The sequence below is a fragment of the Halopseudomonas sp. MFKK-1 genome, from assembly GCF_027474385.1.
In the GTDB taxonomy this organism is placed as follows: Bacteria; Pseudomonadota; Gammaproteobacteria; order Pseudomonadales; family Pseudomonadaceae; genus Halopseudomonas; species Halopseudomonas aestusnigri.
In genome coordinates this window covers 2,708,645-2,735,107 of record NZ_CP114836.1, presented here as the reverse complement: position 1 = coordinate 2,735,107, position 26,463 = coordinate 2,708,645, and the positions used below count along the sequence as shown (strand labels likewise).

Sequence of the window (26,463 nt, the reverse complement as noted above, 5' to 3'; positions counted from 1 at the left end):
CTAACGGCAGTTGCCCGCCTTGCTGAAGCCCGCCCTCTGCGCCTGCTCTTCACTCTCAAAATGCACCTGATTACGCTCCGCGACTCGATCGTAGCTCGGGCAGCCGTCCGGCAGGTGATATACCCGGCTGTTACGGTTGCCAATAATCACACCTGATCTGAAGGCCGCCGGTTGACCAACCTCCCGCGCTGCCGATGCCAGACCGGAACGGGAAGGCCGATAGCCGCGTGTCCAAACGGCTGCACCTGTCACAAACGGATTTTCATGACCCATCACCCGCGCGGTACGATCACTCCATTCGCGCTCCCACTCGCTCACCGGATACTGCCGGTCCCAGGCCATCAGCAATTGCTGCTGCTGACGGGACATCGACAACCCATAACGGTCGTACATGTAAAAATGCACCCGCGCCACCAGCCCCTTGACCTCATCCCGCGGCTCGGCAGCCCGCCCCTTGAAGTCGACCTTTGACGGGCAGGCACCATACTGCGGCGATACCCCGCGCACCATCGCGTACTGGTAGTTGCTGCGATCGCCGTTAACCTCGCCGACGGCGGGATAGAGGTTGAACAGATCAGCCTCCATGGCACGGAATACCGGGTCCTGTGCCGTACAATTGCGCCGACCACCGCTCTGCCAGCACTGGCGCTGATGACCGAATACCCAGGCCGGCACAATATGCTCCCATTCAATGCGCTCGGCCCGGACCTGCTGGGCCCGGGTTTCATAGCCGCAGGAGTCGGCATCAATTCGCCCCCCGGATCGCCCTACCCAGTCCCAGCGACAACCGCAGTACAGGTCACCCTGCTCCAGGGCAAACTCATCAAAGAAAATATGCCGCTTGGCCACGGCCTTGGCCGCGGAGAAACCCTCGGGCGCATCGGCAAATACATGGGGAACAACGCACAGCAGAACAAAAAGGGAAACGATCAGAGACTTCATAAACACTGAGCTTTTGCGAAAAGGGTCGCATTGTAAGGATGCAATCGTGACAGGGACAGCAATCGATACAGACCAGCTCAGGCTCGGCGCCAAAGGCATAGCAGCCCCGCCGATCGGACAAGCTGCCGCCGAGCGCCGACTTTCCTGATAAACTGCCCGCCCCCAGCCCGGCGGACACCATCGCAGGCCTCTCACAGCATCAACGCCAGCAACGCGCAAAGGGGTTGGCAGCAGAACTCAGTAACCTAACAGGCAGTCAGAAATGCACCCGGAACCCATATCCAGCCCAGCAACCACGCGCCAAGAGCCCAATCACCGCTTCAGCGTTGCGCCGATGATGGATTGGAACGATAAAACACACTTAATCAATTAAATCATTAAGTTAAACAACAACAAGAAACAAGCGTAGCAATTTTGTAGCAACCACCCCGCCCAGTAGCATCGTTCACAAAACTCAGAAACCAAAATAAACTGTATGGATATACAGATTTTGAGGTTGCCATGATTTTCTATGTCACGCGAATGAGGGTTAAGGGTCGTAAGCTCACCCCCGACCAGATCAGCCGAGGTGAGCGGCTACGGTGCAACGTGCGGATCGAGCACGAAAGCTGCGTTCAGGGGCGGGCGTCGGTGGTAGCTAGGACAGCTGGCAGTGGAGGGCCGCTTGAGGCAGGTCCGCTTCCGGACCTAGTGGATGTGCAGCTGCACTCAATGCAGGCGAATGGGATGGTGCTGACAGGCATTGAAGAGATAGATGGTGTGGCTTACTCGCAGTCCTGGCTTTGCAGGCCAGAGTGATCTCTGCCATCCTGACCTGGCGCCGACTTCGACCGGGCTGGGATGAATATGGCGTAGAGACTAGAGGAACCAACAAAGGGAACTTGCAATGTCCAAATTTGAAGAGCTTAGCAAATTAGAAAAGTCGCGGATGCAGAGGGAAGAAAACTTCTGGAAACCGCTACAGGATGCCGCCGGTAACACAGTCCGGGCTTTTGAAAACTTTCTGGAGCTACCAGACAAAACATACGAACTCAATGGAAAGAAAGAGCGCTATGTCTCATTGGGCCTTTACCAAGACGAGCAGTTCAAAGAGCTCAGACCGTTCCAGCTGCCCGGGGCCGACTGGGCAATTCTCTTTGCAATCGCAGTAACTATCGAAACCGCCCCCAACGCCTACCCGAAGCGCCGCATCGCAGTCCGCTGTGAGGCCCTATATGATGAGCGCGGACTACTGATCTGCATTGAGCCTGGGGCAGAGCACGAAGAGAGGATTCACATCGTAGGCCAAGACTCCCATGTAGCGGTGGCAGAAAGCATCTACCGGGTGGTTCAGAGCATACTGGACGTTCAATTCCCTTACTCGAACTAAACCTCAGGGAGGCTCTAGCTATGGGCCTCCCTGTTTTTTGCACTCCGACGCATAGCCCTGCAGATAGAGCAGCTTCTCCCGGTCCTCAATCATTCCTGCTCGGATATCCCAAACAGCTTGTCCAGCTGCTCCACTGAGTTCGAGGGTGGCGACATCGCCCAAGCTGCTGGCTGCGGACTCGGCAAGGGTTCCGGCGACGACAGCGTCAGCTCGGGCGACCTTGACTGCGATCCGCAACCGGCGGCGCTCATCATCAGCATGACTGTAATCGCGGCGCAGGCTTTCGTTTTCAGCTTTTGCATCTTGCATCTCCTGGTAGTGAGCGGTGTCTAGCGCCTGCAGGCGTGCTTGCTGGGCAACGTACAGCTCCTGCTGCTGCCGCAACTGTTGCGCGCCTGCTCGAGCGATCTCCCCAAGGGTTGATTCGTGCGCGGTCTGGGCGCTGGCCAGCTTCGCCGCCCATGCGTTGTCTTGCCATGCCCACGCTGCAGCTGCGCCGCCGGCAGCAGCAACGGCCAGCGCGCCGGCAGCGATGCCGAGCCTGATGTAATTGATCATGGATACTCCGTTGCTGCCAGGCGGCAGCGGTCAGAAGAGTCCGGCAGGCTCTGCCGCCAGATCCCAGTTGAAGATCAGCACTTCCTTGGCCTCGGAGCCCTTACCGCTGCCAACCGTGTAGCGAATGTCCGTCGCTTCAAAGTGGTAGCCGGCGAAGACTTCGCGCACGTCCGGGTGGTCGTTGAGGCTGACGATCGCCTTGCCCTTAATCTCTTTCAGCAGCTTGGCCATAAGCTGGTACTGCGCCCACGGGAAGTCGACGCCGTAACCCTCGGTCAACCAGTAAGGAGGATCGAGATAGAAGAGCGTGTGCTCACGGTCATACCGCCGCACGCACTCGTCCCAGGGCAGGTTCTCGATATAGGTTTGAGCCAACCGCAGATGCGCAGCGGACAGGCTTTCTTCGATCCGGAGCAGATTCAGCCCGGGCGCCTGCGTGGTCGCCGTGCCGTAGGTCTGCCCCGTGATCTTGCCCCCAAACGCCGACTGCTGCAGGTAGTAAAACCGCGCAGCCCGCTGGATATCGGTCAGCGTTTCGGGGCGAGTGTCCTGCAACCACTTGAACACCTGCCGACTCGACAGCGCCCACTTGAACTGCCGGACAAACTCTTCCAGGTGGTTCTGCACCACCCGGTAGAGATTGATCAGCTCGCCGTTGATGTCGTTGATGACCTCCACCTCTGACGCCGGCTTCATGAAGAACAACGCGGCGCCGCCAGCAAACGGCTCCACATAGCACTCATGCGGTGGATACAGCGGGAGGATTCGGTCAGCCAGGCGGCGCTTGCCGCCCATCCATTTAATGATTGGTAGAGTCTGCATCGAGTACTCCAGAAGCGGCGCTCATCGGCGCTCTGTTCGGGAGGCTCGAGGCCTTCAACTGGTTCATCCCCTTGCAGCGGGGACACTTGATTGTCAGGTCATACGGCCCAGAAGCCGTGGCGAGTTTTCGGTCACAGTGACCACAACGAAGGTCGATTCTCATCTGCATAGCCTTTTTGGAACGTGCTAGGCTTGCCCGGCTCGCGCGTGAGCGGGGGGCCTTGGCTGGCTTGCAGGCTTGCTCTGCAGGTCGGTGCCGGTGCCGGGTGTTGCACCACTCGGTATCGGCGCCCTCTCTTTTTTTGCGCGGGCGTTGCCCACGACTTCAGCCACCCAACAAGACGCCGAGTGACGGATTCATGAATACGGAACTGGTTAGGAAAGGCTTGGCACGCCAAATCGCTCGGCGATATGCGGCTGCACTACTGCTCGACGCCGAACTCCACGCCGACGCCGGCGCCGATGAAGAGCTAAGCCCTGCTGAGCGCCGGGAAGCCCAGGCAGAACTTCGCCAACTGGCAGCAGCCCTGCTCAACACAGAAAGCTGACCCGACGACACTCACGCGTCGACCGCTCCATAACGTAGGTTGCCCACTACCCGCCGCGCCCAGCCCTTGCCGAACTGGGGCCAAGTGGAGAGCTTGGTGTAGAACTGCAGGCGCTCTGCATTGAAGCGCATCAGCACATCCGTGACGGTCATCGCTCGCACTGCATTGAGCGTGATGCTGCCCACATCACCGTCATCGGCAACATCAACTGCGCGCTGTAGGAACCGCACCGCGTTCTCAATGCCGTGATTCACCGCCGCATCGAACAGCTGGAACCCAATAGCGCCGTCATATTCGTCGGCACGCGCTCGCCCCCAGTAGGCCACACGATAAATTTCTCTGGCTTGGCTGCGCGTCAGTTGCCGCATATCCCCCAGGTACCCATGTGCCCGAGCCACCCGCTCAGTGATACCGAAGTTGGTGGCACCGCCCGGGTCAGCAGGGTGATTGACGTACCCGCCCTCATGACCGATCAGCCGGTCAAAGGCTTCATCAAAATCCATTGGAACCTCGACATGAAAAAGCCGCCCTGCGGCGGCTGTTGTGATGGGGTTATCGTTTGTTGGTATTTGCCAGCGACAGCGCCCACACGGGCAGGCACTATCGGCTGGCTCTACAGGGATGTGGGCGTTCCAAGCCGGGTTTTGCAGTACCGGCAACTCTCCCCCGCTATACCTCAATGTCGTACTGCGGCAGGCTTGGCGCTTGGCCGGTGATGCGGCCGTCTGTGATGAATGCCTTTTGCCCTACCCCGACGCTGGAGCCCTGCACCACCACATTCACGCCGTTGCGCAGGGTGACGGTGCTGGTTCCTGTTGTGCTGTTGACGCTAGCCACGGTGCCGACTGTGCGGCTGCCGCCGGGCAGCAGGCCGATGAAGCGTTTCCACGGGTTGACTGTTGCCACTACGCGCCCTCCGCGTGATGCCGTTCGAGGCGGATGCTTTGCTTGACCCGGCTTGCGCCAATGCCCTCTGCGGTGATCTCTGTGCTCAGGCACAGGCCGCGCCAGGTTTCGTCAACGTCGCGCACCTCACAAAGCTGCGCTGGCGTGACCAGCCCGGGCGCAGTTTCTGCTGGGAAGAGCGGCAGGTTCAGGGTGACAATCTCCTGATTGCCACCCTTGCTGATCTCGGCAATGCCACGGCTGCGGGCCACTTCGGTGCCGGTGATCCAGTCTGCGAACACGTCCGGCGCAGGGTTGTCGCCGGCGGTACCGGCGCGGCGCACATCGACCGCGACACCATAGTTGGTGCCGCTGACGTAACAGCCGTTCCAGTCAGGCTGCGGCTGCCACTCGCTGCCCCAGTCGCTGACGATAGCGGCAGGAATGATGCGGTCCATCACGGCGCTGGACCATTGCCAGACCGGCGCGCGGTAGCGAGGCAGGATAGTCAGCTCATCGCTGGCCATTGCAGGGCTGACCACGCCGCCAGCCGTCTCCGCTAGCGAGGCAATCACCTGCATTGGCGTCTGGCTCTGGTAACTAAACGCCCCGGCCGGCAGCGTCCAATCGGGCGGGCCGAGGGTGTAGCTGTCCCAGTTCAAGGTGAAGCCGGTGTTGATCAGCTCATTGCTGGCGGCCAGCTCGGCGTTGATGTCTGCCGTGTTCACCTTGCTGCGGGCTGGTGCGTAAGGCGCGGCCAGCAGCTGGGTGCGGCTGACGCCGGTGATGCCGTAGGCTTCTTTACTGAGCTGGCCGGTGCCGCTGTAGCGCTCGATCAGGAACACCCAGACGTGGCCATTGATGGTCACCTCCACTTCCTTCGGGCCGCTGGCGTCCGGCCGCACCTGATTGAGCGACGTGCGCCCGAACAGGTTGGCCGAGAGCGTCCAGGCGAAGCTATCGATATCACGCCCTATGCGCAGGTTTGTTGCCTCCAGCGGCACGCGATCGGGCAGCACCACAACGCTGACGCTGTTGGCGATCATGTATGTCTCCAGAATATCCGGCTCGGCCGGCGGGGTGATGATGGTGATGGGGCCTTCGTAGTCCGGGTATTCAATGCCGGTCGGCACTGGGTCCAGCGGGGTTGCTCTACCCCAGGGCAAGCGACTGCCGTGGTTGACCCGGCGCGCAGGGCGGACGGGCAACCCAGTTGAGGCATCGACAGGGCCGATCTGGCCGGCCACCGTTGGCGGCAGCGCGAAGGTGAAGAACACCGCACCGTTCACCGCCGGCGTGTACAGCCCCCCATCGAACGCGAACGCCAACGGCTGCGGCGGCACATAAAGCTGGCTGCTCTGCTGCTGCAGCTTGCGCACGCGATACTCAGCGCTGCGCTGGTAGCGGCCACGGGTGGTCGCATCCTTTGCCGGCACGCGCGGGTTGTAGACCAGTCGCACCTGCCACTCGACCGGCTGAATGCTCTGATCCCACCCCGGCGCAACGCCCAGATCCTTGGCCGGAAGATCGCCCCATTGCGCGCGGGTTGCTGCGCCATCCATAGCGCTGGCAGTGCCCCACTCCAGATCGCTGCTGCTGTCCTTCGCTGGCACCCCAGACCACGGCGCGCCGCGCTGCAGGTCGATCACTTGGCCGATACCCCACCCAGACACGCCCGCTGCATCGCGCTGGCCTACTGCCCCCCAGCCTGCCACCGCTCCAGCGTCTGCTGCTGCAGATGGGCGAGACCAGGTGCTGGTTAGCGAGGTGACTAGGCTGGGGGGCAGGACGTAGCCAGAGGGAGTGCTGGCACCGAAATCAAAAACCGCCGGCAACGACGGAACATACTCAGGTCCGCTGAAATCAAAGTTCGTAGAACCAGGCAAGTAAGCAGGCATAGCTTATCGACTCGGGAATGGCTCAGTAGCAGGCGTATAGTTTTCGGTGTATCGGGCAACGCCCGTCCATCTAAACTCATCAATACGTCCAGCAAAATCCCGTCCGGAGTTTGTCGGGTCGCGCCCAATTAACACTGAGCTCGTATTGCCAGTAATCTCACCAGTGCGACTTGCCGATGCCTCCAATATGCCATCTAAATAAATAGACCAGACAAGGCCTTTAATGACCAAGGCGACACGGTAGGAAACGCCAACTTTGAGAACAGTATTGCCCTGCGGGAAAACCACGGTGTTACCGCCCCCACCCCACGCAATTGCAAACAACTTGCCGTTTTCAATGCCGAAAGAAAATCCAGTCGGCGTTGAACTGGTATTCCGCTTCACCACAAAGGCTTTGACTCCACTTAGCGAGGATGGAGTAAGCTTACCTTCGATTGTATGATCACCATTAGCCACCGATAGCTTTGGGTCGTGAGCCGTTGCAAGAAAATCTCCAGAGCCATCCAACAACAGGCTTGACCCACCAAAAGCTGATTCATCTTCCGCAAGCCTTGCGTTTCCATAAGCAGTCCAAACCCTGCCAGTCTCGTCAAGAATTTGCGCAGAGCCCGGGCTGCCATCAAAATGCAGCAGCGCCGCGACACTGGGCCAATCAGCATCAAACTCGTCCGTAAACTCAACAGCGAGCGGGCCATGCGAGATTGGTTGGTAATAACGCTCAGCCTCCAGAACAGCAGTCCCAGCCGGCTGAGGACCGAGCGAAGAACTGTTCCACCAGACGGGCTCATCCACTGGAAGCGCACCGCCCTGCGTGGCGCGATATAGCCAACCAACAAAATTGGTCGGGCGTACCAGATCACCCACTGCGACCGTCATGCCCGAAGTCCAAGGAGTTCCCCATTCATCGACCGCTAGTGCGTAGATCGTTGATTCAGGCCGAGCTTGGACCGAGAACTCCGCCAGCCCATCCGCGCCACTCTGACCGTGGCCACAGACACGCCAGGTTCCATCAGCCTGACGCTCAACAGCCACGATCTGGCGCGAAGCTGGCAGCGACTCAACAGAGACTTGGGCATTCACGATGCCGCCAACCAGATTCTCTTCACTCATCAGTCTGCATCCCCACGAATCTGGATCTTGAACTGGTCGTCTTCAACCGTGCCCTGCCCGCTGACAACCGTGCGCACGATCCACATCGGGCCGAGACAGGCATCGGTGTTGAAGCGCACCGCGTTACTGGCCGCCCAGCCGGTGCCCCAGCCTGCAGCCCGGATCACGAAGTAAGGCGAGCCGGTGGCCGGGTTGATCGGAGAACAGTCGCTGCCGGTGGTGCCAGTGGCGATGACACCCAGTTGCTCCTCCACCACGTTGAAGGTGCTGGAGCCGGTGAAAATGATTGCCCACTTGCCGCTGATCGCGCCGATGTTGGTGATCTCGATCGGGTAGTTCAGCAGGTTGAACTGGGCGGTAGTGCTGTCGCCTTGCTGGGCGTCCGTCCAGTTGGGTGAGCCGGTGTTCCAGGTTTTCTGCGTGAACCAGTTGTAGACCCGCGCCTGCAGGTCGCCCCAGGTAACGGCGCTGCTGACCACCGTTTCAGCGGCGGGCAGGTCCCACGGCACGGGCGAGCCGATGCCGAGCGCGCCGGTAATTTGCACCTCGGTACACACGGTCATGTGCTCCACGCGGTCGCGGATCACCAGCGGGCTGGTCAGCGGGTTGCCTTCGGCATCCACGGCGGTGAACGGGTCTGCCCAGGTCAGCGTGCCCAGCTCGCGGTCAGTGGTGTACTGATCCGGGCGCAGGGCAACGCCGTTGGCGTCGACCACTTCAATGGCTGCCTGATAGATACGCGGCAGCTGCACCGTTTGACCGGCCACCGGGGTGGCCTCTGTCTCTGCGGTGTGCTGAATCACCAGCACGTCGCCGTCGCGGTACACCGGCACTCGCCCGTCTGCCGGCAGGCGTACCGGGTCGAGCCCCAGCAGCTCTGCGGACATTGGCAGGCTGGTCTGCACAACGGCGTTGTATGTGATCAGTGATGCGATCACCGGCACGCTGGCTGCGCCGCTCACGTCGAGCGGGTCAGTGGTGAAGCGCAGGCGAACGATGCCGGTTTGAATGTCTACGGTGCCGTGAACAATGCCGCTGGTGATGTTGCCGTTCAGGTCTGCCGTTGCGGTGACGATTTCTGCTGTGTCTGCCCGCACTACGGTGATCTGCAGGCTGGCAGGCCGCAGCGGTGCGCCGGGCGTGCGGAACGTGAGTTCGGTGGTGCTGAAGCCCGCGCTGCTGGTGAGGCAGGCGAGGCGCGTGACGCCGCCACTGATGCCTGCCGGGTAGCTGGCCAGCGTGGCCTTGCGGCCGAGGTAGTCCACGGTGCCCACGGCCACACCGGCGTTGGTGCTGGTGTTGACCGCGCGGAACAGCACGCCGGCGCGATCAATGTAGGTCTCGCCGCCCCAATGCAGCACCAGGCTGCCGGGCACGATGGGGTCTGCCACACCGGGCAGCAGGTCCAGCTCCAGCGCCGGGGTGCTGACTGAGTGGCTCTGGCTTTCATACGTGGCACCGGCAGCCTGGGCACGCACCATGAGCGTGCCGCCGAATACCTCCTGACGCGGCACAACGGTGGTAACCGTGCGCGGCGTGCTTTTGTATCGTTTACCCGCGACTACGCCCATCGTTATACCTCGGTCATGTTGTATTGGACTTCGTGCTCTACGTAGTCGTAGAGCTGCTCAACCTGCAGGCTGAACGCCCCGGTTGTGTAGTTGATGCTGCCGATGAAGCCGATCCAGTTGCCGACGCCATCGTCGTTGGCTTCGTAGTCCACAAGCTGCACGCCGCTGTAGGCGACGCCATCGGTACCGGATGGCACCAGCGATTTGCGCGTGGACTGCCAACGGATGTTGACGCTGCCCGGCTGCAAGGGCGCACCGGGGATTACCCCGCTGACGATGCCGCCCGAGTCCGGCGCTGCCGTGAGCGGGGTATCCACATCCACGCCGCCGCGGTTGTAGTCGATAACGATGCTGCTGCCCTGGTCGGGCGTGCTGACCAGCTCCAGCCGCACGGTGCCAGTGAGGTAGACCACGGAACCGGTACCGGCTGCGCCGGACAGGGTGCCGTCGCCCTGGTCCAGCAGGGTCTGGCTGACGCCGCCCTGCAGTACGGTGACCACCACGCTGCCAGGTTCAACGCCCTCATGCGGCAGCTGGTGCTCTACGCGAATCTGCGGCGCGGTACCGGCGCCGGTGTGGGTTTGCAGGTTGTCGTCGATCTGGCAAACGTAGGTGTAGACCAGGCTGGTGTTGACATCCGGCAACGCGTTGAGGCTGATGCTCACCGCGCCGGTGGCAAAGTCAACCGTGCCGCTGCCCTCGCCCGACAGCTCGCCGTTGCCCAGATCCCGCAGCTCATACCATTTGCCCAGCGCCATAAAGCTGATCGACAGCGTGCCGGGGCGCGGCTTGGCCTCGGCAAGGTTGAGCGTGTAGGCAAAGCCACGCGTGGCCAGCACCACTTCGATCTCACCGGTGACGCTCTCCCCTGTGACCGCTGCTGCCGGCTGATAGGTGAGGCTGGCCGAGCCGGTGTAGGTGCTGGACCGGTAGGCGTTGATCTCGCCCGTTTCGTAATCGACGGTGATGCGCGTGAAGTTGTTGGCACCGCTGCGCCAGGTCAGCTCGCCCTGCCCTTCGTCTGCATACACGCCGCCGTTAATGCTGAGCGACAGGCTACCCAGGGCGGCGCCGTGGGTGATAAAGCTGCGGCTCTGGCCTGCCGTGACCTGCGCGAACTGCAACGTAACCGTGCGGCTGGTCGGGCTGGCCGGCACAACGTAGCGCTTGCGGGCACCGCCGAGCTGATTGGTCAGCGCGCTTTCTTTCACCGCGCTGGGTACCAACTGCGAGTAGACCGAATCCACATTGACAGTCATGTCGCCAGCGGTGATCGCGGCAGCCAGCGGGCTGATGCCGTAGTACCGGGCCGAGTCTGCAACCTGCGTGGCGAGCACCACGCTCTTGGGTTCGTTGGCCAGGTTGGTCGCGCTGGTGCCACCGGGCACAGCCTGCCCGCCCGGGAACTTGACGTTCAGCGGCGCGGTGATCGTGATCGAGAGGCGGCGCCGGGTGAAGTTCACAAAGTTGCCGTTGCCGTAGTCGTATACGAACTCCTCGAGCGCAGCCTCCACCGCCTGCACGCGCACGTATTGGCTGTTGGCTCCGCTGGTGAGCTGGAACACATCACCCACCTCCGGCACCCGGGCCTCTTGCCGCTGAATGCCTGTGATTGCGCGCTGGCCGGCGTACTGATCGCCCAACAGCTCAAACTGCGCAACGGTCGACGGGACCACGTAGCCCTCGATCACCGAGCGGGCGTCGGAGCGCTCATCGGTCTGGCTGTTGCTGTTGAACAGCAGCACGGCCACGCGCGGATCCGCAGGGGCTTTGGTGACGATGGAGTGCGCACCCAGGTAGGCGTCCGCATTCTCGGTCAGCACACCGGCAAACACCTTGCGCAGCGCGATGCGGCCCAGGGTGCGGTCAAGCCGGCTGATGTCGGGGAACAGATTGTTCACCTCACCGTCGACCACGGCATCACCGGTGGCGCGCCCGCCGCCGTCGTTTTCATCGGTCAGGCGTTGGGACTTGAGGATTTTCACGTCATTGACGGTGATGGTCATGCTTTTCTCCGGGCATAAAAAAACCCTGCCGGGGCAGGGTTTCTGGGACACCAATGTGATTTATTCAGCTGCGGGATCTTGCTCTGCGTAGCGAGCCTGATCTTCGACTCGTGCCACCTTCTCAATCTCAGCTTTAACAACTCTACCGCTTCGCACCTTTGTGATTAGGTGCAAGGCAACGACCTTACGCCCCCACTCAGCGTCCTGAAGTAAGTCCAGAATCTGATCGGTAACCATGCTGCCGTCTTTGGGTAAAGTGGCCACGATCTCCTGACGCCTGGTCACGTCATAGAGCTTGAAGCGGTAATCTGTAGGGCTTGAGTGATCTACGTTCTGAATTCGGTACACCCCAGCCACACGATCTTCTACAGAACGATTTCTGGGAGAGTTACCCAACTCACTGACAACTGCGCCATCAACACGGCGGCCCTGCATCTCAATCCACTCTGAGTCAGCAGTGCTAGCGATAATCTCGTCATACGAGGCCGCCATGCGCTCTGAAATAGTGGTGAGTTGCGGCAACTCGTCGACAACCCGGTTGAACATACCCTGCATAGCTTCGGTGTGCTGGGCGTCAATCTGCTGCATTACCTGCAGAGTCTGAATTCGCTCCTCCCGCTCAGCCTCATGTTCAAGAGCCGCGATTTCCGCAAGCCGGACTTCCTTCTTGTTTTGCAGGTAAGTATCTACAGACCACCCGCCTACTGCAGCACTGCCAAGGAAGAGTATGGCGATTAGCTTTTGACGCGGTTCCATATCCTTAACCCCCTCCGCCAGTGCATCACCTATCTTTAAGAACTGATCTTCAAGTTTCGCTATGAATCCTGAGCTGCCTTCACCAACTTCCACCAGCAGCTTGAGGTCTTCTCGTTCAGCATCACGGAGCCGATGACCTGAGTCAGCGTACTTTGCAAGCGCATACGACTTGTTGAGGTTTGTCTGAAAAAGCAGGAAAGACTTCATCAACTCAGGCGTAATCGTCGAGTGATAACGCTCGCCCTTTACATGAAGCTCGAACTTTGGCCAGTCAATAAACTTGACCTCTGGAACCTCCATATCTGGAGACTCCAACAACGCGTGCAAAAGCTCCAAAGCACCCGCATCGTCCCTGATTTCAATAGCAGCCATAACCCTTCCCTGTCCTGTCGTGGCGGAAGAATCTACACCAATTGAATGCTTTTTCCCACCAATCAGCGAATCCCACTATAGACAGCTTTCAGCTTTCAGGCTCTGGCTCTGGCGGCGGCGCGACGGTGATCAGCCGCAGGGTCAGCTCATACACGGTGTCGTCCATGGCTTGTGAGCGGATCACCTGCTTGGCAGCAAGGGGCGGGCCGCTCTCGCGGTTCCACGTCACCCAGTACTGATCACCGCGCGGCAGCACCAGTTGCATCACTGCACCGGGTTGATCGCGCAGCGCCTCCAGCGCCCGGACGGTGGCCAGCGTGAACCAGGCCCCGCCGTTGCTCTGCAGGGTGATGGGCCGGCCATGCAGCTTGACGCCCTCCTGAATCAGCAGCGCGCCGGTGAGGCCGCGTTCCTGGCTTTGGGTGATGGCGTCCCAGTCAAACTCGTCTACCCATTCCATCTGGTCGCCGGCCAGATCCGGATCGGCAGCCAGGTCCACTGCGCCAAGGGTTAATGGCATCACACGCTCCTCAATCCAGCCTGTTCAAGAATCCCCAGCAGTGCGTCTTGCTGCCCGGTGGGCACGCTCACATCGACAGAACGGCCCTGCGCCGTTTCCAGCCGGATGATCGTGCTGGGGGTGGGCGCGGCTTCCGGCGCTGCCGCTGCGACGGCTTCACGCCGTTGCTGCCGGGCTTCGGTTTCGCGGGCCAGTTCGGTCTCGGACTGGATAGTCCGCAGCATGCCGAGGGCTTGCCGCAGGTCTGCAACGGCGGCCTGATTGCCCACTGCCTGCGCTTCGGCAATCTGGGCCTGCAGCTCAGCCTGCCGGCTTTGCATACGACGGCGCTCGATCGCTTCTTCGTTGCCGCGCACCTTGTCCAGCTCGTCCCGGATGCTGGCGAGCGTGCCCTTCGCGCTATCGGCCACCGACTCAAACTGCTGCTTGACCGACTCCAAGGCGCTGTCCAGCTCGGAGAAGTCGGAGGCGTCCAGCAGGTCCAGGCTGGACTTGAGGCCAACGGCCTGCACCTTGAAGCTGGCCAGCGAGACCGCGCCCTTCTCATACCCGTCCATCAGCCGCTGCAGTGCCAGCTTCTGCTCCAGGAACTGTTCCTGGAGCTTGCGACTGGCGAACAGGGTTTCATCTGCCCAGCGCGCAAACGGCCCACGCATGCGGTTGTCGAGGTTGTTCTGCAGGTCGGCCAGCTGGTCGTTGACGATGTTCAGCGACGCCGCAGTGCCTTCGAGACTACTGGTGTCCAGATCCACATCAACGCTGCTGATGCCCTTGAGCGCGTCAAACGCTTGCAGCGCCTTATCGCTCAGCTCGGCCAGCGGCGAGCGGGCGGCGGTCATCACCTCGTCGAAGAAGGTGCTGAAGGCGTCGCGGAAGACTGCTTGCTGCTCTGCCCTGGCATCTGCTGCAGCTTGCTCTGCAGCTGCCTGCTCGGCCAGCGCGTCGGTCACCGCCTGCAGTTGCTTCTCAAGGTTTGTCTGGGCGTCGGCCTGGTTGCCGGTCGATTCGCTCAGCTTGTCCTGTTGTTTCTCCAGCGCCTTGATGGCTTTGTTGTACTCATCAACCGACAGCTTGCCGTCTTCATACAGTGAGCTGATGGCGGTGCGCAGCTTGCTGATATCAACGTCAGTCTTGGCGCTGCTGATGGCCTTCTGGACGCCGGAGAAGTCTTCCAGCTCGTCGATCACATCAGAGAGGGACTTGGCGGTTTTGGCGGCCTCGCCCCCTACTTCGTCCAGCTTGTCGGCAACGATGCCGAGCCCGGCGGCGTATTCCTGCTGGGTGATGGCACCGTCCTGATATGCACTCAGCATGGCCCCGCGCAGGCCTTGCAGCTGCTCCACCGTGGTGGCGGTGTCGATCAGCTTCTGGGCTTCGGCAAAGTCAGCGATGGCCTGAGTGCCGGCGATGGCCGCTTCAATCGCGGCGTTCTTCACCAGCTGCTGGTTGTTGACCATTTCATCAGCCAGCGCTTGATTCATCATGCGCTGCTGATCAGTCTCGGCCTTGACCGCGTCGGTCACATCCCGCGCGCCCCGCACCTGATGCCGGGTGGTTACGTCCCACGCGTTGCGGATACTCTCGCCGGACTGCTCGATCTGATTGACCAGCGCGCCCTGCAGCATTGTGATCTCGCTGCGGGTATTGCTGATGCGCTCCTTCAAGCTGTCCAGGTTGAAGGCGTCTGCGATTGCCTCCCCTGCTGCCAAGAACGGGTCAGCGATGTTCTTAGCCAGCGTCACGGCAGCAAGCCCAATGGCCGCGAAGCCAGCCACCAGCCCCTGAAACAGGGTGGTGAACGGCGCCACAAACAGCTGCACCCGCATGCGGGCGTCGTCCAGCTTGGCACCCAGATCGCTCAGCCAGGTGCTGGCCTTGTCGCTCAGCTCGCTGAGGTCAAAGTCTGCAATGTCGCCGATGAACCGCTTGACCCACTCCGACGCCTCGATGAATGCATCGGACAGGGTGGTGGCCAGCTGATCCAACTTGCCGTCACGATCCATCTGGTCGATGGCATCGGCCACGCCCAGCAGCTGCTGTTTGACGTAATCGAGCGCGCCGCTTTTGGCGATGCGATCGAGGAAGTCAGCCGCCACGTCACGCAGGTTGCTGACGATGCCAGTGAGGCGGCTCATGTTGGCCGCTGCCGAGCCCTCAGCCGCTTTGCCAATCTCGGTGATCAGGTCACGGATTACATCACGGCCCAGCTTGCCCTTGCTGCTCAGCTCCTGCAGCTGCTCGGTGTTTTTGCCGGTTACCTTCTGCAGCAGATCCCACACGGGCACACCGCGTTCGACCAGCTGCAGAATCTCTTCGCCCTGCAGCTTCTGCTTGGCCCACGCCTGGCCGAGGGCCGACGAGATACCGGTCAGCTTTTCCATACCGCCGCCGAGCTTCTCGGACTGGTCGGTGATGGCCTGCAGCGTCCCATCCATTGGGTCAAGGCCGAATGCCTTGAGCAGCGTGAACGCTTCGGTCACGTCCTGCAGTTGCAGGGGCGTGTCGCGGGTAAAGCGCTTGATCCACTCCGTGGCCTGCTCGCCGCCCTCGATAGAGCCCATCAAGGCAGTGAGCTGGGTCTGCATGCCCTCGAACTGGTCGCCGGTTTGCAGCATCGAGTAGATGCCATCGCGCACCAGATTCAGGCCTTTCTGCACCAGGCTGAACGCAGCATTGAGCGAGACGTAGGCCGCAGCAAAGGCCAGCACTTGCTTGGCACCGGAGGTCATCGCCGAGCGGGCGGCATCAACGCGCGAGCGATACTCAGAGGATGCCCGCGACGCCTTGCGCAGCTCATTCTCCAGGCGCCGCACCTCATCGGTGTTGTCGCCCACTGCTGCCTTGGCCTTGGCCAGCTCGGCGGCCAGCCGCTTCTCTTCGTTGGCCAGGTCTGCGGTATCGATACCCGCGTCACGTGCGGCAGCTTCGTGATCGCTCAGGCTGGCGTTCAGCTCGGCCACTTGCTTGGCCAGCTTGCGGCCTTCGCGCTCGGCTTCCTTGAGCGACTGCGCAAGGCCCGCAGCTTCCGGCGACTGGTTCAGCGCCTCACGCAGCTCACGCACCTGCAAGTCATTTTGCACCAGCGCCTGCTCTGCCTGCTCAGCAGCGCGCTGGGTTTGCTTCAGGCTCTCAGCAAGGCCACGGGCAGAACGCGCCCGGTCAAACTCATCACGCAGGCTCTGGCTCTGTGACTGCACATCCTCCAGCGCCTTGGCCGCCTTGCGGGCCTCGGGCGACAGATCATCCTTGCCGCGCAAGATGAACTGAATCAGGCGGTCTTTGATGCCAGCCATGGGTTTTCTCCGGGCAATAAAAAACCCTGCCGAGGCAGGGTTCTAGGTGTTCGATCACGCAGCTATCTAGCCCGTGAAATACGCACGTCAATCAACCTCTCACCAGAGAAGTCGCATCGAATATCAAACTTGTTTTCGGCACCGAATGCGTTTTCAGCAGTGAAGCTGCTGATCACCGTACTCTCGCCATTAGGCCGGGCGTTGAACGCCAGATCCAGAATTCGTGAGAAGTCCACCGAGTCAGCCCGGTAGGCCCGATCCCGAGCTTCCTGCTCGCACCGCCTGACCGCAGCCCGCTCTTCAATCTGAACCGGTACCGCAATGCTGCCTCGGCCATCGATATCCCGCATAGTGAAGCGAACCACCGTTGGAACCTGACGATCACCACACTGGACAAAGAACGACGGATTGTCCGGGGTGCTGTAGTCACGGGATACACCTGCCGTCTCGGGCGCTATGCGCTGACGACAATGAGCGTGCTCGGTTGAGAGCCGGTTCAGCATCCGAGCAACTTTCACTCGATACTGAGACTCCATCAGGATCAACTGCTGCGCCCGGATTGGGCCGCCGGTATCTTCCGAGCCTCCCCCGGCATCCTGCAACGATCCAGCGCAAGGCTTGTCGGTAAATACCGGCCGACCGTTCTGATCCTTGCATTGATAAACCTGACCATACCCTGGCGCACTCAGCGCCGCAGCAGCCAGTCCAACAACTACACATGCCATCCTTGCAGACATAAGGTGCCCTCCTTTCAACTGAGGGCACCTTAGCACATCACTCACCGCATCAAGCCGCCATATCCATCTGGCAGAACTTGCTGATGCCGGTACCGGTGATGCGGTCATCCGCCAGCGCTTCACCCGGGATCTCCAGTTTCAGGTACTCCTGACCGAAGGCTTGCATCTGGCTGACAAGGCCCAGCTTCACGCGATGAACGCGCAGGCTGTAGGGCTCACCCGACTGGGCATCATTCAAGCCGGCAATGTAAATCTCCAGCTCGACCGCAGGCGCAGTCAGCATCTGGATGACGCTGGCACCGCGCGGAGTGTAGCTGGCTTTGACGCCGGCGCTGGTGATGTTGGTGGTGCTCAACACGATGATGCCGTGCTGGTTCAGCAGGTAGTCGGTACCGGCAACCAGCGCAGTGTCTGACGCTGTTTTCAGTACCGGCGCAACCGTGAGGTCCGGCAGGTGCTTGAACGGAATCAGCTCACCCAGCACACCGGCGCAGGCCAGGGCTTCATCCACAATGGGCGTGGTGTCGACTTCGGTCACAGTCGCACGGGTCGCACGCGCGATGTTCTCAGGCGTCAGGTCCCACAGGCCGAGCGTGGTGTTCACATCCGTCACACGATCACGGACGTTACGGTTGCCGCCACCGCCACGGTAGTTCGGCAGGGCAATGCGGTTGGTCTGGTAGGAGATGTTGAAGACATCGCAGTTGCCGATATCCAGCAGCGCATCCTGGCTCTGATAGGCGCGAGCGTAGGCAATGCCCTCGCCGATAAACGAACGATCTACTTGTGCCATGAAGGGTTACTCCCGTTAAGCCTTATTGGCGGGCTCGGCCTTCTCAGGCGCGGCCGGCTGCTTGGCGGTTGCTTCGGTGGGCTTGGCAACAAACCCGTTTTTGATGGCGTGGGCGGCCACATCCGGCGGCAGATTCTGCTCGCCCTTTGGATAGGCCACGACCTTGCCGCCCGCATTCCAATTGAATGGCGCGGTGACGTTGTGCTTCGGCATGAATGCCTCCGGTTATTTGAGGGGTTGTTGGTAGTTGATTTGCAGCTGCATGACGTGGGCGGCCCACAGGCGACCGGGCGCGGGCGGTAGCGATGACTCGCTGGGCATAGCAACCTGCTGCACGCCCTGAACCGCCAGCCCTGCCTTCTGCCCTGCCAGCGCGACTTTCACCGCCAGCCGCCCAGCACGCAGCGCCGGGGCGAACGCACGGAGCTTGGTGACCAGGGTCACGCTTACCGTGGTTTGCTCGCGCACCCCGGCGTCGCCGACGCGCTGCAGCTCCTGCGTGTCGCCGGGCTGCAGGATGATGAAGCTGTCCGGCAGCGCGGGGTCGGCCTCATCCAGCACCCGCAGCACGCTGTCTTCAAACACCAGCGCGCCAAAGTCGGGCACCGCGGCCAACCGCTGTTCCAGCTCTGCCAGCAGCAGGCTCTGTACGTCAGCAGGCATATCAGGGCCTCACGTAGAAAGTGATAAGAGAACCGTCATCAGACTCGATGCCGTCCAGATGCATGGTCTTGCCGGCGAGCAGTTTGACCGGCTCGTCCGCGTTGCTGCGGAACGCGCCCTTGCGGTCATAGCTGCCCAGCGGGCCTTTCAGCACACAGATGGTGACCACGCGATCAACCGCACCGGACAGCTCGTTGATGCGCTCGACATCCTGCTCGACGATGGCATCGAGCCCCTCAACCGCAACCGACCCGGATGCGGTGAGGAAGTCGACGCGCCCATCCTTGAGCGAGTCCAGCAGGGTGGCGTCCATGTCGTCTGCCAGATCAGCGAAGCTGGCCACGGTTAGATGGTCAGCGTGCGCACCGCCAGCGGCTTGGTGCACAGGTGCAGCGGGTTGGACTGCGCCTCGCCCGCGATACCCTTATCAAACGGCATACGCTCCAGCTTGGCGTAGTACGGCAGGCCCTCGGTGTTGACCGTTTCCATGTAGTCCGCCGGGGCAAAGGCACTGATGAACAGGTCCGGCACACCCTCCGGCACCAGACGGGCCTCGTTGTCAGCCACGAAGGGCTGGCCACTCAGCTTGCCGCGATAGCGCTCCCAGAGGATGCCGCCAAACTCAAAGGCCATCCGGCGGTCACCGCGCAGCGAACTGGCAGCTTCGCTGCCCTTATAGGTGTCGACCACCTTCGGGTGCGAGATCAGCTTGTTCCAGAAGTCTTTACCGCACCAGGCGCGGGGGCCAGTACCGGTGAGCGCACCCAGTGCGTCCTCCTGAATATCCAGAACCTCAACGCACTTGACGCTGATGTCGGTGTCTTGGTTGTTCAGTTCAAAGGAGAACGCCTTGGGGCGGGTCAGGCCGAAGCGCTGGAAGATATCCAGCAGGACTGTTTTGCCATCGGCATCCAGCACCAGGCCGTTGATAGAACCCACACGCTGATACTCGTGGGTAACATCCAGATTCATCTGCGCCTTGTTCAAACGGCGCTCGATAACCCGCTGCGCCTGCTGCAGCTCAGTGGAGCTGCCCACAGCGCGAATGCCTTGGATCTCATCAGCGAGCACCTTGAAGGTCTGAGGCAGGTGCACGGTGTTGAACGGGATCAGTTGGCGCTTGTCGGCCAGCACAGCCATGCCGACGCTGCCGCGCTCGCCCGCGGGTACGAGTGCCAGCGTGGTGCCGTCCTTTTCGATCTGGACAACAGTGGAGTTGACACCCTGCTCAGAGAACAGGCCCGAGGCACCGATCTGGCCGGCTACCTGCGGAGTGTCATTGATGACCGCCAGCAGCGACGAGACGCTGAAGGCTTCATCTTCAAAAATGGAAATCTCAGCCATGGTGGGCTCCTTGCAATAAAAAACCCCGCGAGTGCGGGGTTGGGGGATAAACAGTCAGATCAGCTCTGCTGGCATTGATCAGGGCCGGATGACGATGCCAAGGGCTGCCAGATCAGCGCGACCGTTAGCGTCCAGGCCAGTCAGCAGGCGTTCGGTGACCTCCGCGTCGCGCACGATGCCGACTGCCATGACATCCACATCAGTGGCATCCACCGGGCCATACAGAATGGCGGAAGCGGTGCGGCGGCCATCGTCCGTGCCGTCATCGTCGTAGGGCACGTATTCGTCCAGGTTGGCCGTCACCGCCAGCGTGAAGGCATCGCCCTCGGCAAAGTCGGTGCTGCCATCAGCCAGGGTGAAGCCAATGCCTGCGGCCTCAAAGGCCACACCAACCTCGCCGGTGCCGATGACTGCGCCGTTCGATGCGGTAACCTCAAAGGTACCGCCGTTGGCCGCAGCCTCGGTGATGGTCAGCAGGTACGTGCCAGATACCGCCTCACTGCTGATGGCAATGCTGCCGATGGTGCCGTTGCCGGTGTTACCGCCTGCAGCCGTCGGCACCATGGCGTTGGCGGCAGTGATCATTGCCAGCAGCGTGCCGGCTGCCAGCTGGCCTGCACCTTTTACGATCACAATGTTTTCTCGGCTACGCGCACCGTTGGCCTCCGAAAGGAGGAATTCACCGGCGTGCACGCCTTCGGTTTTGATACTCATGCTTGCGCTCCTTTCGAGGCAGTTTGCTGATTACGCCGCTTGGCATACACGGCGCCAGGGTCGACCGCCTTCGCACTGGGCGCGGGCTGATCGTCCACCTTGGGGTGGTTGGTGATTTCAACCTGACCGCTGTTGGCGACCAGCTTGTCGAAGAGCTTGCTGCGGGCCACGTCCACCGTGGCGCAGTCCTTGATTAGGTCGGGGGCCATGCCTGCCTGCTTGGCCAGAACGCAAAGCGCCTTCACATCCTTGGCCTGCTTCACGGCAGCCTTGATGGCGGCTTCATCCTTCAGCCCGCTGGCTTTAATGATCACGTCTGCGTGATCGGCGATGCCCGCCTTGCTGCACTCGGCAACGGCCAGCGCCGCCAGTGCGGCCTTGTCCGGATCGTTGCTGTTCTGCGGCTCAGTGGTGGTCGGCTCATCCGTTGGCGGCACATCCGGATCGGCAGGCTGCTCCGGCTCCTTCTCAACCTGCGCACGTACCGATTCGGGCATATTGCGGTAACGGTTAAGGATGCGCAGGCTGGTGGTGTTGCTGACGCTGCCGGCACCGGTGAGCACTTCATCCACAAAGCCCATGCCCTTGGCTTCTGCAGCCGTCAGCCAAGTCTCGGCGTTGATCATCCGGCGCAGCTCGGCATCGTCCACCGTGAGGTTCGGCCGGTGCTTGAAGCTGGCGATGATGCCTTCCAGCATCTGGTCCATGATGTCTGCGACCTTGCGAAACTCTTCGCTGTCGCCAGCCGCCCATGCCCAGGGGTTGTGCATCATCAGCATGGCGTTGTCGTGCATCTGAACTTTGTGGGCACCCATCGCGACGACACCGGCAGCGCTGATGGCAAAGCCGTCGATGCGCGCGGTTACCCGCTCGCCCAGACGCTGCAATGCGTTGTGGATGGCAAAGCCGTCGCCCACCTCACCGCCTACGCTGTTGATGGCTACCACGATCTGGCGCTTGCCATCGTCCGCAGCCTTCAGCTCTTCTAGGAACTGAGCGGCGGTTTTGCCCCACGAGCCAATCTCGCCGTAGATTTCGATCTCCAGCGGAGTGGTCTGGTCTTCGGCGGCCAGGTTGTTAAAGCGGTACCAGGTGCCATCCTGCGGCCCAGCAGCCCCGTCGCCCTTGTTCATGATCCGCCACGGCACCGTGGCCGCAGCGGCCATTGCAACGGCAATAGCGCAGTGCAGTTGTTTCTTCATGGTTTGTCTTCCTCGTCGGTGGTGCCCCCGTCGCCAGTGTCCTGAACAGCCGAGGTGTCGGTTTTGTAACTGAGGCCGAGGCGCTTGGCCCGGGCGTTGTCTTGGGCGTTCTCGTTGTCGATCACTTCCGCGTCATACCCCGTGCGCAGCGCATGCTCGCTGCGGCTCAGCAGACCTGCGCCGATCTCAAGGATCTTGCCTTGCACGTCCTGCACCGGGTGGTGATATGCCCAGCCCTGCGGAATCCAGCGTGTGCGCCGGTAGTCCCGAAACCGCGTGGGGTAGTCCGGCAGATCAAGTGCACCCGATAAGTACGCCGCGTCCAGCCAGGCAATACGCACTGGGCGGCAAAGCTGGTGCACGTAGACCGAGAACTGCAGTTGCTCAATGCGGCGCCGGAAGTCGTTCAACAGGATGCGCAGCACCCTGTCGCTGATGTCCTTCATGTCGCCGGTGAGCAGCTCATAGGGCAACTCTACGCCAGCCGCCGCGGCCTGCAGCTGCTGCCGCATGAAGTCGACGTAGGTATTGCCAGCGTCCGGCGGATCGGAAAACTCAATCTCCTCGCCCTCCAGCAGCTCCTGCATTGAGCCAGGCTCAAGAGCAACCATCGGTGTGCCGTCAGCAGCGGTGACAATCCGCTCGCCTGTTACCGGGTCCACCTCGGGCGGGCCTTCGGATGGCGGCTTCTTGATGAAGCCGGCGAACAGGTTGCTGACCTCCTGCCGGAACAGCACCGCGTCATCGTAGTTGTCCAACGACTTGAGCCGCAGCAGCACCGGCGTCAGGCGCGGAATACCTCGCAGCTGTCCGGCCTCCAGCACCTCATAAACGTGCAGCACCTGGTCAGCAGGAATCCGATGCAGCGTGTTGTAGCCAGCCAGTTGCGCGCCGCTATCACCGGGGTTCTGCTGATACATCCAATAAGCGACGCGTTTGCCGACCGCATCAAACTCGATACCGGCCCGCACCACGTTGCCACGCCGGGTTTTGAAGTTGCGATCGATCGGCACAAACTCAGCCGGCAGAACCTGCAACTGGAACGGTACCGCCAGCCCATCGCTGTCTCGCCGGTACCGGTAGCGCACGAAGCACTCGCCGGCCTCTTCCACCATCCGGCCGATCAAGGCCTGCAGGCCATAGAAGTCGGTGCGCCCATCCGCATCGGCTTCGTCGCACCAGTCCTCCCATCGCTCCTGCAGCAGCGAGCGAATCTCGTCGTCCTTGATCTGGGGGCGTGGCGTGATGCCAGTACCGATGATGTTGGTAACGCGCTTGCTGATGGCCGACAGTGCGTAGGGGTCGTTCCTGACCGCCGCACGGCTGCGCCGGCGAAGCAACGGCAGCGCAGGTAATGCAACGCTATTGAGCGCCGCAGCCGGAGCCTCCCAGCCCTTCGCGCGGCGGCCAGTACCTGCTCCGTCATAACTGTTGCGGATACGTTGCGGGGTAACTCGGATTCTGCTCATCAGATGCCCTTGCCCCCGTGATACAGCCGCACTGTGCGTGAGCGGCCAGCCTTGCCTGCGCTTTCGCGCGACAGTTGTTTGATGTACTCGGCCTCCAGCATCCGCAGGCTGGCCAGTTCGGCACGCTGCAGCTCGCGGTCTCCCTTGCGGGTCCGCTGGCCTTTCTTCAGGACTTCATCGATTTGCGCCCGAACACCGTCCAGGCGCTGCTGTGCAGTGCTCATGATTTGCCCCTTGATCTATCTGCGGGACAGGTACCCGCTGCGGGAAGTGCGACGCCGCGCTGCAGCTGGTGCAGGTGCGGGTGGTTTTGGCTCTGGCTTGCTGGGCGGCTCTGGCGATTCCGGCGAGTCTTCATCACCCGGTGGCGGTGCAGTGATGTCCGTCGGCTCGCTGAACAGGCTACGTTGGTTGAATGCCGTGCGCAGACGCTCCCAGTCAGCCACGCTGTAACGCGGGATGCTCAGGTAGTGCGCCATGGCCAGGTTATACACCAGCAGGTCGAGCCCTTCGTTTCTGTCAGCCTTGGCCTTGGTCCACTCCACGCGCCGGTACCCGCGCACATAGCGGGTGATCTTCCGCTCTGCTACGCACTGCGCGTAGAAGTCGTCCGGCAGGTCGTTGGAAAAGTGCAGCGCGCCCGGCCCTTCCTTGAGGCCATACCGGTTGTAGATCCAGTCCTTGGCGGTGTCGGTACCGATCAACCACAGCTCGGCACCCTCTTTCTCGGTGGTCCCCTTCCAGGTCACATCGACCTTGGACGGTCGCTGTGCAATAACAGGGCGCCCGGGCTTGCTCGCCCCCTTCACCGCGAAGATGTTGCGCCAGCGCCGCAGGCGGCAGAACTGGTAAACCTCTTGGGTGTGGTGGCCACCGGAGTCGATAGCCGCTGCACGAATCGACAGTTCAATGCCTGACGCGTGCAGGTAACGGCGCTTAAGCTCTTCATCCAGCAGCGCCCAGGTACGGTCGTCCTCTGGCCGGCCCTGAATCACCTTGTGATCCACAGTCCAGCGCTCAAGCCCTTCGCCCCAGCCGATCACCAGCATTTCAAGCCGGTCGTCTTGAGTATCCACTGCCGCAGTCAGCAGCATGGCCGGCGCAGGCACGGTACCAAGCCGATAATCCTCGGCCCGCTTCTGCAGCTCCTCAGCCTTGGTCATCTCTTGGGCACTGTCCCAGACCTCAGCCAAGCGGGTGTTGTAGAACACCTGCATGGGCTCAAGGTCGCCCTTGGCCAGGGCGGCCGCGGCCTTGTCGTACTGGCGGGCCAGATCTATCCAGCTCTTCCAGCCAAGCGGCATGTAAAGGGCAGACAGCGTGAAGCTGACCGTCTCCCCATCGCCTACCGCATGAGCACGCCATTCGCCCTTGGCCAGCATCTCGGCCTTGTGGTGCTCTTCAATAAAAGCGCCCTGCCCGCTGCAGTGTTCGTTGCAGCAGACCATGCCAGCCCAGCTGTAGTCTTTGGCCCACTTTAGGTTCTGCCACTCCAGGTGCTGGTACTCGCCGCAGTAGGGGCAAGGCACGTAGTAGTGGCGCTGATCGCCCTGCTCAAACAGGTCAGTGATGCGCGAGGCACCCTTAACCGTTGGCGAGCTGGAGAAGTAGAACTTGGCGTTACGGCCAAAGGTGGAGCCGCGAGCCTCGGCCAGCTCGACCGGGTCGCCTTCGTTCTGAACGTCAACGTCCCAGCGGTCGACCTCATCGCCGTACACATACCGGGCCGATACTTCCGCCAGGTTGGCAGCAGAGCCAGCGGTGGTGACGTACAGCGTGCCGCCCTCAAACTCCTTTGTGTCCATCGTGTTGCGCGAGTCGCGCGACCGCGAAACCGCCACCTTCTCGCGCAGCGCTGGCGACGCCTTGACCGTCTTGTCGATACGCCCGCTGACCCGCTTGGCCAGCCCGAGGCTGGGCAGCAGCGTCAGGATGTTCGACGGCGCCATGTGAATCACGCCACCAATCCAGTTCAGTGCGATCTGCGTCTTCATCATCTGCGAGGCGACCTTGGTCACCACGCGCTTGGCCGGGTGAGCTGGCGACAGACAACGCATCGGCTCGCGAGCGTATGGTGTCCGGTCAGTCCGATAGGGGCCTGGCTCCGCGGCACCGGTATCACGCGGAATCCGCATGTACTCGTCAGCCCATTCATCAATCCAAAGCTCGGGGTCTGGCTCCAGCCCACGACATAACGCCGAGCGGTACTGCTCGGCACCGTCCGCGTAGTCAATGTTCATAGGTTCAGCTCTGTGGCTGCAGCACCCGCTCTAGATCCGCCGCACTCAGTCGGCTTGCATCCTCCAGCACTCGCCGCAGATGGGTAGTCAGTACCCGCTCCAGTTCCCACGGGTCAGTGATGGCCGCCAGCTCTGGCGCAACCTGCTTTGGCAGCCCAAGCACCAGATCACGCAGCGCGCGACCAGCAGCAAAGGCCGCATCTTCCACCGCCTGACGCTCAACCAGGCTCCCCGCAGCCTTGCGGGCTTCGCTCTCGGCAAGCTGCGCCAGGTAGTGTTCCCGCTGTGCGCGGGACGACTGGTAATCGTATTGGCCCGAGGGCTTCGGTGCCGGCGGCGCGGTGTCTGCTGGAGCAGTAGGTGATACGTGAGCGCCGACGCCCTTCTCCACCCGCTCGCGCTGGTGACGCTCGGCAACGCCCGCCTTGCTCGGGTCCGCACTGGCCTCCAGCAGGGCGCGCGTCTCTTCGACCAGCACCCTGCCAGATTCATCCAGCACCAGCCGGTCTTGCTTCGCCAGCTTGGAGACGTAGGCCTTGGAGCAGCCCATCAGCGCCGCGAATTCCGACTTGCTGGCTGTCTGCATACCATCACCCGTTAACCGTTAACCCAACCCGGTTAACCAGTTCACCCTGTTAACTAAGTCTCACG

General features: G+C 61.6%; 27 protein-coding genes. 2 read left to right on the top strand and 25 right to left on the bottom strand.

From position 1 onward, the window contains the following. A complete protein-coding gene (locus O5O48_RS12800; protein WP_233049811.1) occupies positions 1 to 942 on the bottom strand; it encodes an endonuclease in 942 nt (313 codons plus the stop codon). Between the two features lie 886 nt (positions 943 to 1,828). On the opposite strand from O5O48_RS12800, the gene O5O48_RS12795 reads away from it, so the two are divergent. Then, positions 1,829 to 2,311 carry a hypothetical protein gene (locus O5O48_RS12795; protein ID WP_269687222.1) on the top strand — a complete coding sequence of 161 codons (483 nt, stop codon included), beginning with the start codon at positions 1,829 to 1,831 and terminating at the stop codon, positions 2,309 to 2,311. Between the two features lie 18 nt (positions 2,312 to 2,329). On the opposite strand, the gene O5O48_RS12790 is transcribed toward O5O48_RS12795, so the two are convergent. Genes O5O48_RS12790 through O5O48_RS12780 form a run of 3 tightly spaced genes read right to left on the bottom strand, consistent with a single transcriptional unit; the run spans position 2,330 to position 3,854 of the window. After that, positions 2,330 to 2,869 carry a lysis system i-spanin subunit Rz gene (locus O5O48_RS12790; protein WP_269687221.1) on the bottom strand — a complete coding sequence of 180 codons (540 nt, stop codon included), beginning with the start codon at positions 2,867 to 2,869 and terminating at the stop codon, positions 2,330 to 2,332. A gap of 30 nt (positions 2,870 to 2,899) precedes the next feature. Then, positions 2,900 to 3,691: a DNA adenine methylase gene (locus tag O5O48_RS12785; RefSeq protein ID WP_269687220.1), complete on the bottom strand. Its 792-nt coding sequence runs from the start codon at positions 3,689 to 3,691 to the stop codon at positions 2,900 to 2,902. After that, the gene (locus O5O48_RS12780) at positions 3,669 to 3,854 is read right to left on the bottom strand and encodes a Com family DNA-binding transcriptional regulator (protein WP_269687219.1); all 186 of its coding nucleotides are present in this window, start codon (positions 3,852 to 3,854) and stop codon (positions 3,669 to 3,671) included. Before O5O48_RS12780 ends, O5O48_RS12785 begins: the two co-directional genes overlap by 23 nt. A gap of 196 nt (positions 3,855 to 4,050) precedes the next feature. Between O5O48_RS12780 and O5O48_RS12775 the strand changes: the two genes are divergently transcribed. Continuing rightward, a complete protein-coding gene (locus O5O48_RS12775) occupies positions 4,051 to 4,239 on the top strand; it encodes a hypothetical protein (protein WP_269687218.1) in 189 nt (62 codons plus the stop codon). A gap of 11 nt (positions 4,240 to 4,250) precedes the next feature. Here O5O48_RS12775 and O5O48_RS12770 read toward each other — a convergent pair whose 3' ends face one another. The 21 genes from O5O48_RS12770 to O5O48_RS12670 form a co-directional block, all read right to left on the bottom strand. After that, positions 4,251 to 4,742: a glycoside hydrolase family 108 protein gene (locus O5O48_RS12770; protein ID WP_269687217.1), complete on the bottom strand. Its 492-nt coding sequence runs from the start codon at positions 4,740 to 4,742 to the stop codon at positions 4,251 to 4,253. Between the two features lie 166 nt (positions 4,743 to 4,908). Further along, positions 4,909 to 5,145, bottom strand: coding sequence for a hypothetical protein (locus tag O5O48_RS12765; protein WP_269687216.1), 237 nt, complete (start codon positions 5,143 to 5,145; stop codon positions 4,909 to 4,911). Beyond that, positions 5,145 to 6,797 (bottom strand): hypothetical protein, encoded by a 1,653-nt coding sequence (locus tag O5O48_RS12760; protein WP_269687215.1) that lies wholly within the window; start codon positions 6,795 to 6,797, stop codon positions 5,145 to 5,147. The genes O5O48_RS12765 and O5O48_RS12760 overlap by 1 nt, the downstream gene beginning before the upstream one ends. Positions 6,798 to 7,025: 228 nt before the next feature. Further along, positions 7,026 to 8,132, bottom strand: coding sequence for a LamG domain-containing protein (locus tag O5O48_RS12755; protein WP_269687214.1), 1,107 nt, complete (start codon positions 8,130 to 8,132; stop codon positions 7,026 to 7,028). Further along, positions 8,132 to 9,703 (bottom strand): hypothetical protein, encoded by a 1,572-nt coding sequence (locus O5O48_RS12750; protein ID WP_269687213.1) that lies wholly within the window; start codon positions 9,701 to 9,703, stop codon positions 8,132 to 8,134. The genes O5O48_RS12755 and O5O48_RS12750 overlap by 1 nt, the downstream gene beginning before the upstream one ends. 2 nt (positions 9,704 to 9,705) lie before the next feature. Further along, positions 9,706 to 11,709 (bottom strand): hypothetical protein, encoded by a 2,004-nt coding sequence (locus O5O48_RS12745; protein ID WP_269687212.1) that lies wholly within the window; start codon positions 11,707 to 11,709, stop codon positions 9,706 to 9,708. Between the two features lie 60 nt (positions 11,710 to 11,769). Next, positions 11,770 to 12,837: a hypothetical protein gene (locus O5O48_RS12740; protein ID WP_088273997.1), complete on the bottom strand. Its 1,068-nt coding sequence runs from the start codon at positions 12,835 to 12,837 to the stop codon at positions 11,770 to 11,772. Positions 12,838 to 12,925: 88 nt separating this feature from the next. Next, complete coding sequence (locus tag O5O48_RS12735) at positions 12,926 to 13,357, bottom strand: hypothetical protein (protein WP_269687211.1); 432 nt, start codon at positions 13,355 to 13,357, stop codon at positions 12,926 to 12,928. Next, complete coding sequence (locus O5O48_RS12730; RefSeq protein WP_269687210.1) at positions 13,357 to 16,650, bottom strand: tape measure protein; 3,294 nt, start codon at positions 16,648 to 16,650, stop codon at positions 13,357 to 13,359. The genes O5O48_RS12735 and O5O48_RS12730 overlap by 1 nt, the downstream gene beginning before the upstream one ends. 62 nt (positions 16,651 to 16,712) lie before the next feature. After that, positions 16,713 to 17,387 carry a DUF4124 domain-containing protein gene (locus tag O5O48_RS12725; protein ID WP_269687209.1) on the bottom strand — a complete coding sequence of 225 codons (675 nt, stop codon included), beginning with the start codon at positions 17,385 to 17,387 and terminating at the stop codon, positions 16,713 to 16,715. A gap of 49 nt (positions 17,388 to 17,436) precedes the next feature. Next, positions 17,437 to 18,180: a hypothetical protein gene (locus O5O48_RS12720; RefSeq protein ID WP_269687208.1), complete on the bottom strand. Its 744-nt coding sequence runs from the start codon at positions 18,178 to 18,180 to the stop codon at positions 17,437 to 17,439. 15 nt (positions 18,181 to 18,195) lie between these two features. After that, the gene (locus O5O48_RS12715; RefSeq protein WP_269687207.1) at positions 18,196 to 18,393 is read right to left on the bottom strand and encodes a hypothetical protein; all 198 of its coding nucleotides are present in this window, start codon (positions 18,391 to 18,393) and stop codon (positions 18,196 to 18,198) included. A 12-nt stretch (positions 18,394 to 18,405) separates the two neighbouring features. Beyond that, the gene (locus O5O48_RS12710; RefSeq protein ID WP_269687206.1) at positions 18,406 to 18,843 is read right to left on the bottom strand and encodes a hypothetical protein; all 438 of its coding nucleotides are present in this window, start codon (positions 18,841 to 18,843) and stop codon (positions 18,406 to 18,408) included. A 1-nt stretch (position 18,844) separates the two neighbouring features. Further along, the gene (locus O5O48_RS12705) at positions 18,845 to 19,186 is read right to left on the bottom strand and encodes a hypothetical protein (RefSeq protein ID WP_269687205.1); all 342 of its coding nucleotides are present in this window, start codon (positions 19,184 to 19,186) and stop codon (positions 18,845 to 18,847) included. Positions 19,187 to 19,188: 2 nt separating this feature from the next. Next, a complete protein-coding gene (locus tag O5O48_RS12700) occupies positions 19,189 to 20,187 on the bottom strand; it encodes a major capsid protein (RefSeq protein ID WP_269687204.1) in 999 nt (332 codons plus the stop codon). Positions 20,188 to 20,265: 78 nt separating this feature from the next. Beyond that, complete coding sequence (locus tag O5O48_RS12695; RefSeq protein WP_269687203.1) at positions 20,266 to 20,901, bottom strand: head decoration protein; 636 nt, start codon at positions 20,899 to 20,901, stop codon at positions 20,266 to 20,268. Next, a complete protein-coding gene (locus O5O48_RS12690; RefSeq protein ID WP_269687202.1) occupies positions 20,898 to 22,103 on the bottom strand; it encodes a head maturation protease, ClpP-related in 1,206 nt (401 codons plus the stop codon). The genes O5O48_RS12695 and O5O48_RS12690 overlap by 4 nt, the downstream gene beginning before the upstream one ends. Further along, positions 22,100 to 23,572 (bottom strand): phage portal protein, encoded by a 1,473-nt coding sequence (locus tag O5O48_RS12685; protein ID WP_269687201.1) that lies wholly within the window; start codon positions 23,570 to 23,572, stop codon positions 22,100 to 22,102. The genes O5O48_RS12690 and O5O48_RS12685 overlap by 4 nt, the downstream gene beginning before the upstream one ends. Next, positions 23,572 to 23,796 (bottom strand): hypothetical protein, encoded by a 225-nt coding sequence (locus O5O48_RS12680; RefSeq protein WP_269687200.1) that lies wholly within the window; start codon positions 23,794 to 23,796, stop codon positions 23,572 to 23,574. Before O5O48_RS12680 ends, O5O48_RS12685 begins: the two co-directional genes overlap by 1 nt. 15 nt (positions 23,797 to 23,811) lie before the next feature. After that, positions 23,812 to 25,812: a phage terminase large subunit family protein gene (locus O5O48_RS12675; protein ID WP_269687199.1), complete on the bottom strand. Its 2,001-nt coding sequence runs from the start codon at positions 25,810 to 25,812 to the stop codon at positions 23,812 to 23,814. Positions 25,813 to 25,816: 4 nt separating this feature from the next. Next, a complete protein-coding gene (locus tag O5O48_RS12670; RefSeq protein WP_269687198.1) occupies positions 25,817 to 26,398 on the bottom strand; it encodes a terminase small subunit in 582 nt (193 codons plus the stop codon). Between the last annotated feature and the right edge of the window lie 65 nt (positions 26,399 to 26,463).